This window comes from Chryseobacterium edaphi (assembly GCF_025628985.1).
Taxonomy (GTDB): domain Bacteria; phylum Bacteroidota; class Bacteroidia; order Flavobacteriales; family Weeksellaceae; genus Chryseobacterium; species Chryseobacterium edaphi.
The window spans coordinates 1,009,109-1,022,534 of sequence record NZ_JAOTEM010000001.1 but is presented as its reverse complement, the minus strand read 5'-3'; the positions used below and the strand labels follow the sequence as shown (position 1 = coordinate 1,022,534).

Genomic DNA, 13,426 nt, shown 5'->3' with positions numbered 1-13,426 from the left:
ATATGAAACTGTCTATGGCGTAATTTTCTTACCAATAAAACCAGTGAGAAATAGCCATCGTATATTTCATGATAACAAAAGAATATTTACTTATGAAAAAAATACTTTTATCAACACTTTTAGCAGTTACGCTTTTCAGCTGTAAAAAAGAAGCCGATAAAACGCAGGAAAATACAGCTTCAAATGATTCAATTTCAACGGTTGTTCCTGAAACTGAAACTGCTCCTGCGACTGTATCTCTAAAAGTTTTGAATCCGCAGCAAACAACTGATTTTCTTCAAAAGAAAAATGACACCTTATATGTAACTAATTTCTTTGCAACCTGGTGCGGACCATGTGTGAGAGAAATTCCTCATTTTAAAGATAAAATTGTAGAATTAAAAGATCAACCTGTAAAAATCACATTTATCAGCTTAGACACAAAAGAAGTCTGGAATTCTGAAGTTCCTCGATTTGTTGATAAACAGGGAATCAGAAACAATACAATTTTATTGGATGGGGGACAACTTGATGAAAAATTTTTTAAAAATAATTTTGAAAAATGGGACGGCGGAGCTATTCCATTCACATACATGAGAAAAGGTGATAAAACCGACGAATATTTAGGAATGATGACTCCAGATTTGCTGGATTCTAAAATCAAAACCTTTATTAAATAATTTTTCCGGAAAATATTTTAATGTCAAATAAATTCAAAATCCTGTGTTCAGTTTTGGTCATCGCAATAATTTGTGTGGCAATTGTAAATCTGAATACAGGATTTTTAAATTTAAACCTAAATGATTTCATTCAAAGTTCGGAAAACGGGCAAATTGCAGAGATCAGAGTAAATCGTGTTTTGGTAATGCTTTTGGCTGGAATTTCAATTCCGACATCGGGTTTCCTGATGCAGGAATATTTTCAGAATCCTTTAGCCGGACCCGATATTTTGGGAATAACTTCTGTTGCGAGTTTATCAGTTGCATTTTATATTTTCTTTTCCCACAGTATTTTACTTCCTGAATTTTTGCAGAACAGTTTTTTGAGTTTATCAGCGATTATCGGAAGTTTGCTTTTGATGTTGGTTTTACTTTCAATGTCGAATAAATTTCAGGATAAATCTTATCTGATTATTTTCGGATTTTTAGTTTCTGCTTTTGCAGGAGCAATTGTTTCCCTTTTACAGTTTTATGCTGAAAATCAAAGTCTGAAAAACTACATTTTGTGGTCTTTCGGAGCCAATAATATGGTTTCCAGAAATCAGATTATTGTCTTGTCGATTTTGGTTGGGATTGGATTATTTTTTTGTTTTAAAACCATCAAACCTTTAATAGGAAATTCTTTAGGAAGTTCATACGCACAGAGTTTGGGAGTGAATTTAAATCATTTAAAAATATTGATTATTGTAACTTCATCACTCCTATCTGCTTCTATCACAGCTTTTTTGGGACCTATTTTATTTATCGGAATCATTGTTCCTCACTTCTGTAGATTAATCTACAATCCATCAAAACTTTGGCAGCAATGGATTTTAAATATGTTTTTGGGAATGCTGATTATGCTAATATTTTCCATCGCAGCTGAAAAAACTCAAATCCCATTGAATGTCATCAGTTCGCTATTTGGAATTCCAGTGATTTTGATGATGCTTTTGAGACAGAATAAGGTATAAAGTGAATTGTGAATGAGTCAATTGTTAATTTAAAAATCTTTCGCAGATTTTTCAGATAATACAGAAATTTAAGAATGCTTTTTTAATTTGAAATATTTAAATAAACATTCTATTTGTCATTCCGGAGGAATCTAAGCTAACTTTGTAGAGATACTTTCAACATGAGAAACCAAATATAAAATCAGCGAGAAAAATAGAAATAAATGCACCTACTAATCAATCAAGCCAACATAGGCTACGATAAAACTCTAATTTCAAATGTCAATGCAGATTTGAATTTAGGAGAAGTATGTCTATTGATTGGTAACAACGGTGTCGGAAAAACTACTTTAATTAAATCAATTCTCCATCAAAATTCCTTAATGGAGGGAGAAATTTTAATTAATAATAAAAACGTAAAAGATCTTTCCGTAAAAGAGATTGCAGAAAACATTGCAGTCGTTTTTTCAAAATCTGTAATTCCTCAAAATTACACGGTTGAAGATCTTATATCGCTTGGAAAATACATTTACTATCCTTTCTATTTTGAATTGAAAAAAGAAGATAGAGAAGAAGTTAAGGAGATAATTCAAGAACTAGATTTAACTCAATATAAAGATACACTCCTAACAAATCTTTCAGATGGAAATCTTCAAAAAGCATTTATCGGGAGAGCTTTGACGCAAAATTCTCCGATTATTATCCTTGATGAACCAACCACTCATTTGGATGAAAAGAATAAATTAATCATTCTAAAAACTCTTCGAAATTTAGCTCAAAAACAAAATAAACTCATCCTGTTTTCTTCTCATGACTGGAGATTGGCAAAGGAATTTGCTGATAAAATTTGGTATATCAAAGACAATCATTTGTATTCAGGAATTGTTGAAGATGTTTTACTACAACATGATGAACTGACAAATGCATCTTTGTTTCAGTTTAATGAAAATTTTGTTGCACCTTCAATAAAATCTCCTCAGATTCAGAAAGAAATGTTATACTCTTTACTTCAGAAAAACTTTCAAAAAGATTTATCATCTTTTAATTTTAGTTTTAATGAATCAATTTGGGAGATTTCGCACTGCAATAAAATGTATAAATGCGAATCTTTTGAAGAAATAGTCATATTAATTTCAAAGCTTCATTAAATCAGTATTTTAATTATTAATTCTATATACTATGCATGCATAGTATTATGCTAATCATACATTTTAATCAATTGTAAATCAGATTGTTAATAAATTTTAACAATCAATAATACTATGCATGCATAATATTTGCTACATTTGATAAAACCGATTAGCAAAAATAATGATGGATAATCATAAAGAAAAAACAGAAAATGTTGATCTCATTTTAAAACAGACTTGGTTAGCTGTTTCAAAAATGTACACTGAACTTGCTCAGGAACATGATTCTACTGCAGTTCAGGCACTTACTTTACTTAAAATTGATCCTAAAGAAGGTACACGAAGTACCAATTTGGGACCCAAAATGGCAATTGAACCAACTTCTCTTACAAGAATTATTAAGCTCCTTGAAGACAACGGATATATTTATAAAGAAAAGACAACTACCGATAAGCGTGAAGTTATTATCAAGCTTACTGATAAAGGTTTAAGCTCAAGGAATATGTCTAAAGAAGTCGTTGTGAATTTCAATAAAAAAGTGATGGAAAAAATTGCTCCCGACAAGTTGGAGACTTTCAAGGAAGTCATGACAGAAATTATGAAAATCGCAGCTGATTTAAATAACAGAAAATAAAGTGAAACCGAAAGGTGACATCTAAAAAATAAATAAATATAATAATGAAAAGACGAATCAAACACGTTACAGTTTTAGGTTCTGGAATTATGGGAAGCGGTATCGCTGCACACTTTGCCAATATCGGAGTGCAGGTTTCATTGCTTGACATTGTTCCGTTTGAGTTGAATGAAGCCGAACAGAAAAAAGGTTTGACCAAAGATGACAAAGCCGTTCGAAACAGAATCGCTTCCGAAAACTTTGAAAAACTGAAAAAATCAAGTCCGGCACTACTCTATTCTCCGAAATTTGCGGATAGAATAAAAGTCGGAAATTTTGATGATGATTTAAAGAAAATAAAAGACACTGACTGGATCATCGAAGTTGTTGTTGAAAGATTAGACATCAAAAAATCGGTTTACGAAAAAATCGAACAGTTCAGAAAGCCGGGAACTTTAGTTTCATCCAACACTTCGGGAATTCCAATCAATATGTTGGTAGAAGGACGAAGCGATGATTTCAAAAAATATTTTGCTGGAACGCACTTTTTTAATCCGGTAAGATATCTTCCTCTTTTAGAAGTTATTCCAACTCACGATACGGATCCGGAAATTGTAGATTTCTACATGAATTACGGGGCAAAATTCTTAGGGAAGACAACCGTTTTGGCAAAAGACACACCAGCGTTTATTGCCAACAGAATCGGAGTTTTCTCAATGATGGATTTGCTTCATAATGTACAGAAATTAGGTTTAAATGTTTCTGATGTTGATAAATTAACAGGTCCAATTATCGGTCGTCCAAAATCTGCAACTTTCAGAACAGCTGATGTTGTTGGTTTGGATACTTTGGTAATGGTTGCAAATGGCGTTCGTCAAAGCGGTGCAGAAGCAAATGATTTCAATAATGTTTTCTCACTTCCTGATTATATTCAGAAAATGGTAGACAACAAATGGTTGGGCTCAAAAACAGAACAAGGTTTCTACAAGAAAGTAAAAGGTGCGGATGGAAAATCTGAAATTCACGGTTTAAATCTTGACACTTTAGAATACGAACTTCAGGGTAAATCTTCTTTCCCGACTTTAGAATTGACTAAAAACATAGACAAACCGATTGATCGTTTCAAAGTTTTAATCGGTGGAAAAGATAAAGCCGGCGAATTATACAGAAAATCTTTAGGCGCATTATTCGCTTATGTTTCGCACAAAGTTCCTGAAATTTCGGATGAAGTTTACAAAATCGATGATGCGATGAGAGCAGGTTTCGGTTGGGAGAATGGTCCTTTCGAAATCTGGGATTCAGTTGGTGTTCAAAAAGGAATTGAATTAGCTACAGAAGCTGGTTATGAAGTTTCCGATTGGGTGAAAAATGTAGAATCTTTCTATAAAGTAAATGAGGATGGACAAAGTATTTTCTTTGATAAAAATTCAGGAAATTACAATAATATTCCGGGTCAGGAATCATTTATCATTTTAGATAATATCAGAAAAAACAAGACACTTTGGAGTAACTCGGGTTCTTCAATTGAAGATTTGGGCGACGGAATTATCAACTTTGAAATTCGTTCTAAAATGAATTCTTTGGGTGGCGAAGTTTTGGATGGGTTAAACAGAGCGATTGATTTAGCTGAAAAAGAATATGACGGTTTAGTTATTGGAAATCAAGGTGCAAATTTCTCTGTTGGAGCCAATTTAGCAATGATTTTAATGATGGCAATCGAACAGGATTGGGATGATTTAAATATGGCAATTGCTTATTTCCAAAAATCGATGATGAGAGTTCGTTATTCATCAATTCCTGTTGTAGTTGCTCCTCACGGAATGACTTTGGGCGGCGGCTGTGAAATGACCATGCACGCGGACAGAGTGGTTGCAGCAGCAGAAACTTATATTGGATTGGTTGAAACCGGAGTTGGTGTCATTCCAGGTGGTGGTGGAACGAAAGAATTTGCTTTGAGAACTTCAAGAGAATTCCACAGTGATGATGTGAAAAACAACAGACTTCGTGAAGCTTTCATGAATATCGCAATGGGAAAAGTTGCTACTTCAGCTTACGAAGCTTACGATATGGGAATTCTTGAAAAAGGAAAAGATGTAGTTGTGGTTGATAAAAAACGTCAGATCATGACTGCAAAAATGATGGCAAAAAGTTTAGCAGAACATGGCTACACGCAACCTATCGAACAAACCGTAAAAGTTCTTGGAAAAGATGCTCTCGGAATGTTCTATGTTGGAACGGATCAGATGTTAACCGGTAATTTCATCTCAAAACATGATAAATTAATTGCCGATAAATTGGCGAACGTTCTGGTAGGTGGAAATCTTTCAGAACCAACAGTAGTTACTGAACAATATCTATTGAATCTTGAAAGAGAAACTTTCCTTCAATTATGTGGCGAAAGAAAAACTTTAGAAAGAATTCAGTTTATGTTGCAGAAAGGAAAACCGCTTAGAAATTAATAACTATCAATATTTTAACACAAAATTTGTCAATCCGCATGAATCAGCTTAGATGCTATCAGCATGACAAAAGTATGTTTAAATTAAAATAAATAAAAAAATGTCAAGACAAGCATATATCATAAAAGGGTTCAGAACTGCTGTTGGAAAAGCTCCAAAAGGTAGTTTGAGATTTACAAGACCCGACGTAATGGCAGCAACAGTAATTGAAAAACTGATGGCAGCCGTTCCGCAATTAGATAAAGACAGAGTTGACGACTTGATCGTTGGGAATGCAATGCCGGAAGCTGAACAAGGCTTAAATGTGGCACGTTTAATTTCATTAATGGGATTAAATACCGACAAAGTTCCCGGAGTTACCGTAAACAGATATTGCGCATCTGGTTCTGAAGCAATTGCCATTGCTTCAGCAAAAATTCAGGCAGGAATGGCAGATTGTATCATTGCAGGTGGTACAGAATCAATGTCTTACATTCCGATGGGTGGTTATAAACCCGTTCCGGAAACCGATATTGCAAAAACCAATCCCGATTATTATTGGGGAATGGGATATACTGCTGAAGAAGTTGCAAAACAGTTTAATATTTCACGAGAAGAACAGGATCAGTTTGCTTTTGAATCTCATCAGAAAGCTTTAAAAGCCAATAAGGAAGGCAAATTTGCCAGTCAGATTGTTCCGATTCCTGTAAAATATAATTTCTTGGATGAAAACCAGAAAATGCAGACTAAAAAGTTTGACTTTTCTGTAGATGAAGGTCCGAGATTAGATACATCTTTAGAAGGATTAGCTAAATTAAAACCTGTTTTTGCGAATGGAGGTAGTGTGACTGCTGGAAACTCTTCTCAAATGAGTGACGGAGCGGCTTTCGTGATCGTGATGTCTGAAGAAATGGTGAAAGAATTAGGATTGGAACCCGAAGCAAGATTGGTTGCGTATGCAGCAGCAGGTTTGGAACCTAGAATTATGGGAATGGGACCAATTTATGCCATTCCAAAAGCTTTAAAACAGGCTGGTTTAGAATTAAAAGATATTGAATTGATTGAATTAAATGAAGCATTCGCGTCTCAATCAGTTGCTATTAAAAAAGAATTAGGTCTAAATCCTGATATTCTGAATGTGAACGGAGGAGCAATAGCTCTTGGTCACCCTCTAGGTTGTACTGGAACAAAATTAACCGTTCAGCTTCTTGACGAAATGAGAAAACGCGGAAACAAATACGGAATGGTTTCTATGTGTGTTGGAACCGGACAGGGTGCTGCTTCAATTTTCGAACTTTTATAATCTAAAAAAACAAAAACAATGAGCGATATACTTAATAAAACATTAAAAGGCGGTGAATTCTTGATCAAAGAAGTTGCTGCAAACGAAATTTTCACTTTAGAAGAACTTTCAGAGGAACAAATAATGCTTCGTGATTCTGCGAAAGAATTTATCGACAGAGAAGTTATTCCACAAAAGGAAAGATTCGAGCATAAAGATTATGCCTTAACAGAAGAAAAAATGCGTCAGTTGGGCGAAATGGGACTTCTTGGTGTTGCTGTTCCAGAAGAATATGGTGGCCTTGGAATGGGATTTGTCAACACAATGTTAGCTTGCGACTATTGTTCAGGTGCAAATGGTTCATTGGCAACTGCTTATGGAGCTCACACAGGAATCGGCACGCTTCCAATCCTACTGTATGGAACCGAAGAGCAAAAACAGAAATATCTTCCGGATTTGGCGACAGGTACAAAATTCGGTGCTTACTGTTTGACTGAGCCGGATGCTGGTTCTGATGCAAACTCTGGGAAAACAAGAGCTAAATTATCTGAAGACGGAAAACATTATGTGATCAACGGACAGAAAATGTGGATTTCTAATGCTGGTTTTGCAGAAATTTTCATAGTTTTTGCCAAAATTGATGATGACAAAAATATTACAGGTTTCATCGTAGAAAAAAAAGGTACAGAAGGTCTTTCTTTCGGTGAAGAAGAGCATAAATTGGGAATCCGTTCGTCTTCTACAAGACAGGTTTTCTTTAATGATATGAAAGTTCCTGCTGAGAATCTTTTAGGTGAAAGAAACAACGGTTTCAAAATCGCTTTGAATGCTTTGAATGTTGGACGAATTAAATTAGCTGCTGCAAATCTTGACGGACAGAGAAGAATTCTAAATCATTCCCTTCAATATTCTAACGAAAGAAAACAGTTTGGAGTTTCAATCTCAACTTTCGGAGCTATCAGAAAGAAATTGGCTGAAATGGCAACTGGAGTTTTCGTTGCTGAAGCTGGTTCTTACAGAGCTGCAAAAGATGTTGAAGATAAAATAAATGAATTGGTTGAAGGTGGAATGAATCACCAACAAGCTGAATTAAAAGGTGTTGAGGAATTTGCTGTGGAAGCTTCGATTTTGAAAGTTTTCGTGTCAGATTTGACGCAACATACTGCAGATGAAGGAATTCAGATCTATGGTGGAATGGGATTCTCTGAAGATATGCCAATGGAAGCAGCCTGGAGAGACTCTAGAATTGCAAGAATATACGAAGGAACCAACGAAATCAACAGACTTTTATCTGTTGGAATGTTGATCAAAAAAGCAATGAAAGGTGAACTGGATTTACTTTCTCCGGCAATGGCGATTTCAAAAGAATTAATGGGAATTCCAAGTTTTGAAGTTCCTGATTATTCTGAATTGATGAGCGAAGAAAAAGCAATTTTAGCGAATTTGAAAAAAGTTTTCCTGATGGTTTCCGGAGCTGCATTGCAGAAATATATGATGGATATTGAGAAACAACAGCATTTATTATTAAACGCCTCTGAGATTCTTAACCAGATTTACATGGCAGAATCAGCAGTTTTAAGAGCTGAAAAACATTTCTCAGCAGATTCAACAGAAGTTGCAATGGCTCAGTTAAATCTTTACAAAGCGATTGAAAAAATTATTTCTGCTGCGAAAGAAGGAATTGTTTCTTTTGCTGAAGGTGACGAGCAAAGAATGATGCTTTCAGGATTGAGAAGATTTACAAAATATACAAATCATCCGAATGTTGTCGCACTAACTGAAAAAGTTGCTGCTGATTACATTGCAAAAGGGCATTACTAAAAACTCTTATTTAAAAGTAAGTTTAGACTAATTCTACTTTATACAGACCTGACAGACTTCAAAATCTGTCAGTTTTTTTTTGTAACTCGCTATTTATTCAATTTTGATTTTCAATATTTCATGAATAAAAAATGAATTTAAAGATTATTAATGTTAATCTAAACTACTATTTATATTTTTAATGAAATAAAATTAAATCTATGAATACGGAAGCTGAACTCTTTTTTGAAAAAGCTAAAAAATGGAATGAGGAATTTCATCTACTAAGAGAAATCATTCTTGAAAATAAATTGCTTGATGAAGATTTTAAATGGATGCATCCTTGTTATACTTTCCATGGAAAAAACGTAGTTTTAATTCACGGATTTAAAGAATATTGTGCCTTGCTTTTCCATAAGGGAGTTTTGTTGAAAGATCCTGAGAAAATATTGATTCAACAAACTGAAAATGTACAATCAGCACGACAGTTGCGTTTTAAAAATATATCTGAAATAGAAGATTTAAAATCTGTAATCAAAACTTTTGTTGACGAAGCTATTAAAATAGAAAAATCAGGCGAAAAAGTAGCGCTGAAAACCGTAAAAGATTATAATGTTCCGGAAGAATTCCAAAAGGTTTTAGATAACGATAAAGAATTGAATAAAGCTTTTTATTCTTTAACACCGGGACGACAAAAAGGATACTTGTTTTACTTTTCGCAAGCTAAACAGTCAAAAACTAGAGAAGCAAGAATTGAAAAATATTATCAAAAAATTCTTGATGGGAAAGGTGTTGATGATTAAAATTTAGATTCAAAATAAAGGCTAATGAATTGGTTATTGTGAGAATGGGATTTTTAATTCATTTATATTTAAAGATTATTTGTAATTTAGATAAAAAAAACATGAAAATTATTCTCGGCACATTGATTTTAATATCTGCAACTTTTTCAGCACAAGAAAAAAAAGCGGACACAACCAAAAGATCATATTATTTCAAATCAGAAAAGTTACCACAACTGTTATCAAAGAATCAAAAAGATATTCTGAAAAAAGATTCAATCAAACAGTTAGGTAATATCTATAAAATGCCAGTTGCAAAACCTAAAGACACTTCTGTTTATCTAAGTTTAAAAGAAGCGGATAAAGATTATTCCAAATACAAGATTCTAAATTCTATCGCTCCGGAACCTTCCAAAAAAGAAATCAAAAAATAATTATTTTAGGAAATTGACTATTTTTAAAATTGTTGATAAATAATTTTAAAAATCATTTGTTTTTTTGAAGCGTTTTATATTTTTGTAGTCTATTATTTAGTAATGACAAAAGAAGAACTTTTACATAAAGCCATTAGAATAGCTGATAAAGCACATAAAGGACAAAAAGACAAATACCATGCTCCATACATCGCTCACGTCATGCGTGTCATGGAATATGGCAAAACCATGGACGAAAAAATTGTGGGAGTTCTTCACGATGTTGTTGAAGACAATCCTCAGGATTTTAGTATTGAATATTTAAGAAACGAAGGATTTCCTGAGTATATTTTATATGCTGTCAGTTGTCTTACGAAATATGATCCGGACGAAATTTACGATGATTTTGTAAAAAGAACAGAAAGATCTCCTTTAGCCGTTGCAGTAAAATTAAACGATCTGCGCGATAACATGGATTTGAGAAGAGTAAACCGTGAACTCACTCCAAAAGATATTACAAGATTTAACAAATATTTGAAAGCTTACCGATATTTATCAGATAAATATTAGTCTGCTCCGGGGAAATGATAGGATTTTGTTTCCTCACTTTTTGTTCCGTCGATGTTGATGTTTAAAGCCAGGTAGATGAAATGTACATTTTTGTTGCCTTTTGCTTCAAATTCTCTCTGCCACAAATAACCGCCCAAAACGCCAAAGTTTTCATCAATCTGATAACCAAGACCACCATAAACTCTATTTCTTGCAAATGCCGGTTTTATAGGTGATACAATGAAGATTTCATCATAAACATTGGCAAATAAAGTTCCCGGTGCAATTTTTTTTGCATTTAAAGGAACTGAAACATTCAAACGGTAACGATAACGCATTCTTTCAGATCTCTTATCAGTCTGCGGTTCGTAAAACCAAGACTTTTCTGCACGAAATCTGTTTTCAAACTTTACTACTCCACTTTTAAAATCAATGACATCCTGCAACCAAACACGGAATTCTTCTCTATTGATCGCATGATCTTTGTAAGTTGCATATCGTCCTAAACCAATAAAAGGTTTGTGATTTTTGGTCAGATTATAACCTAAACCTCCTTTTATTTCATAATAATCGGGATAAGTATATTCTTCAATACCTCTCATCTGACCTTCTGCATAAAGGAAAAATTTTGGATGAAACTTGTAAGTGACAGTCAAAGCATTAAAAGCGGAAACATGTTCCTGAGCATTCAAAAGACTCATCATCAAAACAAAACCAAGACTTGTTATAAGTTTCATCCAAAAAATTTTTGCAAAAGTAAATGATTTAATGGTTAGTTCATGTTAAGTTTACTTAATATTAATATTGTAGGTAAAGCCAACGTGAAACCATCTTTGCGGCATCGGAACTCCAAAAGTTTCGGTATAATTAGTATCTGTGATATTATTAACGAGAATATAAAATGAAAAGTTTCTGTCAGTAAAAGTCGTTTTCTGATCTAAGGTATTGTAACTTCCTAAATTTACCCTTTCTGTATATCGGTAAAGCAATTCAGTTGTGATTTTTTTACGAATCTTGAATTGAAGTTTTGATATAAATTGATGTTTCAGATTATCAAGCACATATCTTGAATATCCATTATTGAATTCTTTAAATTTATTATCCAGATAAGTATAACCAATAGTATATTTCATCCAGTCAAAAACCTGATGCCCTAATTCTACTTCAATACCTTTTACTTCGGTGTCACCAATATTCTTTGCGTACCAAACAGGATCTTGAAGCGAGTTTTTCACCCAGTCAATTGCATCACTTGAACTTCGGTAAAAACCACTTGCTTTTGCCAGGATATTTTTTGTCTGATATTGATATCCAACTTCCGCGTAGACAGCACTTTCCGGAAGAAGATTTTCGTTTCCTTTTTCAGTTTTACTGGTATAATAAAGGTCGGTAAAAGTCGGTACACGATGAACTTTTGAGATATTTCCGTATATTTTATTGTTTTCGTAGAAAGTATACCCCACATCCAATCCCGGATAAAAGAAATTTCCTTCGTTCGAATAATTTGCCCACGAAATTCCCGGAGTAATATTTAATTTTTTATCTAAAAGTGACAAATGATGCTCAAAGAAAACCTGAGAAACAAATCGTTCTCTGTGTCCCAAATTATTACTTGCCAGAAATTCTTTTCTTAATTCTACACCCAATCCGGTAGTTCCTAAATTTGAAGTATAACTTGAATTCACTTCTCCTCCCACATTATTTCCAATATGCATATTTCTATAGATTTCAGGCTTTTCTCTGTTAAAAAGATACATATCCTGTCCTCTTCGCCAATACACATTTGAATTTAATTTTAATTTTCCGAAGTCTTGCTGATAAGCCAAACTTACGATTGAAGCCTGAAGTTCTTCATACTGTTCAGTTGCAGCTGGTGACGAGTAGAAACCGTTGGCTCCGAATTTTTTCTCTGAAATCCCGGCTTGCAATCTGATGCTTCCGTCTTTTATTTTTAGCTGGTTTTGATAGAAAACATTTCTCATTTCAAAATCAGTATTGTGTCGGTAACCTTGCGAAGAATTTGAGTTGGCCTGTAATAAATTTGAGAATTTTTCATTTCCAAAATTGGCATTCAAACCTATTCCGTAACTTTCATAATCTCCGATTTCACCGCCTATTTTTACACGTTTTCCTGGATTCGCTTTTGTGATAATATTGATTGCTCCGGCGTAAGCATTTTGCCCGAAACGTCTTGCTGCAGGACCTTTGATGATTTCAATTCTTTCTACGTCTTCCAGATCAACGGGAACGTTCAGTGAATTGTGACCTGTTTGAGAATCATTCATTCTGATGCCGTTCAAAAGTAAAAGAACCTGCTCAAAAGAACTACCACGAAAGCCAATATCACTTTGCACACCATTTGCTCCTCTCCTTCTGATATCCATTCCCGGAATTTGCTGCAAAATTTCATCGATGCTTGTTGCCGGTGAATTCAGAATATCTGCTTTTGTGATGACAGAAATGTTTTGGTTGGCATTTTTATACGGTGTGGAAATAAATTTCCCCTGAATTTCTATAGAATCTATATCAGCAGTTTTTTCCTGAGCTTGTACTGTGAGTACAGAACCAAGAAAAATTACAGCTCCCAGTTTTTTGATCATGTTTCTTTCTTTACTTTTTTGATATTATTTGAAGCTTCCAAAATTAGGAGACTTTCTCAAATACCAAAAATGATACATATCATAAAAAAAAGATGCCGGGAAAGTGCATCTTTTAGAGGGGATTCTATCTTTTTCTCATTAAATGTGTAATTAAATGTTGGAATAGCTTTCTCATTTTTAACACTGATT

12 protein-coding genes are annotated in these 13,426 nt (G+C 33.8%); 10 read left to right on the top strand and 2 right to left on the bottom strand.

From position 1 onward, the window contains the following. The first annotated feature begins 92 nt into the window (after window positions 1–92). The 10 genes from NZ698_RS04775 (at window position 93) to NZ698_RS04730 (ending at window position 10,658) form a co-directional block, all read left to right on the top strand. Window positions 93–659, top strand: a complete 567-nt coding sequence (locus NZ698_RS04775) for a TlpA family protein disulfide reductase (protein ID WP_263001943.1) — start codon at window positions 93–95, stop codon at window positions 657–659. 20 nt (window positions 660–679) lie between these two features. Further along, window positions 680–1,651 carry a FecCD family ABC transporter permease gene (locus tag NZ698_RS04770; RefSeq protein WP_263001942.1) on the top strand — a complete coding sequence of 324 codons (972 nt, stop codon included), beginning with the start codon at window positions 680–682 and terminating at the stop codon, window positions 1,649–1,651. A gap of 203 nt (window positions 1,652–1,854) precedes the next feature. Next, window positions 1,855–2,778, top strand: coding sequence for an ABC transporter ATP-binding protein (locus tag NZ698_RS04765; RefSeq protein WP_263001941.1), 924 nt, complete (start codon window positions 1,855–1,857; stop codon window positions 2,776–2,778). Window positions 2,779–2,944: 166 nt separating this feature from the next. Further along, complete coding sequence (locus NZ698_RS04760; protein WP_263002601.1) at window positions 2,945–3,394, top strand: MarR family winged helix-turn-helix transcriptional regulator; 450 nt, start codon at window positions 2,945–2,947, stop codon at window positions 3,392–3,394. 44 nt (window positions 3,395–3,438) lie between these two features. After that, window positions 3,439–5,832: a 3-hydroxyacyl-CoA dehydrogenase/enoyl-CoA hydratase family protein gene (locus NZ698_RS04755; RefSeq protein WP_263001940.1), complete on the top strand. Its 2,394-nt coding sequence runs from the start codon at window positions 3,439–3,441 to the stop codon at window positions 5,830–5,832. 100 nt (window positions 5,833–5,932) lie between these two features. Then, a complete protein-coding gene (locus tag NZ698_RS04750; RefSeq protein WP_263001939.1) occupies window positions 5,933–7,114 on the top strand; it encodes a thiolase family protein in 1,182 nt (393 codons plus the stop codon). Between the two features lie 18 nt (window positions 7,115–7,132). After that, a complete protein-coding gene (locus tag NZ698_RS04745; protein ID WP_263001938.1) occupies window positions 7,133–8,914 on the top strand; it encodes an acyl-CoA dehydrogenase FadE in 1,782 nt (593 codons plus the stop codon). A gap of 200 nt (window positions 8,915–9,114) precedes the next feature. Then, window positions 9,115–9,696 carry a YdeI/OmpD-associated family protein gene (locus NZ698_RS04740; protein ID WP_263001937.1) on the top strand — a complete coding sequence of 194 codons (582 nt, stop codon included), beginning with the start codon at window positions 9,115–9,117 and terminating at the stop codon, window positions 9,694–9,696. A 101-nt stretch (window positions 9,697–9,797) separates the two neighbouring features. After that, the gene (locus NZ698_RS04735; protein WP_263001936.1) at window positions 9,798–10,109 is read left to right on the top strand and encodes a hypothetical protein; all 312 of its coding nucleotides are present in this window, start codon (window positions 9,798–9,800) and stop codon (window positions 10,107–10,109) included. 102 nt (window positions 10,110–10,211) lie between these two features. Beyond that, a complete protein-coding gene (locus tag NZ698_RS04730) occupies window positions 10,212–10,658 on the top strand; it encodes a phosphohydrolase (protein ID WP_263001935.1) in 447 nt (148 codons plus the stop codon). On the opposite strand, the gene NZ698_RS04725 is transcribed toward NZ698_RS04730, so the two are convergent. Continuing rightward, complete coding sequence (locus NZ698_RS04725; protein WP_263001934.1) at window positions 10,655–11,374, bottom strand: DUF2490 domain-containing protein; 720 nt, start codon at window positions 11,372–11,374, stop codon at window positions 10,655–10,657. The two genes, NZ698_RS04730 and NZ698_RS04725, sit on opposite strands and share 4 nt — an antisense overlap. 51 nt (window positions 11,375–11,425) lie before the next feature. Then, a complete protein-coding gene (locus NZ698_RS04720; protein WP_263001933.1) occupies window positions 11,426–13,237 on the bottom strand; it encodes a TonB-dependent receptor plug domain-containing protein in 1,812 nt (603 codons plus the stop codon). Window positions 13,238–13,426 lie beyond the last annotated feature (189 nt).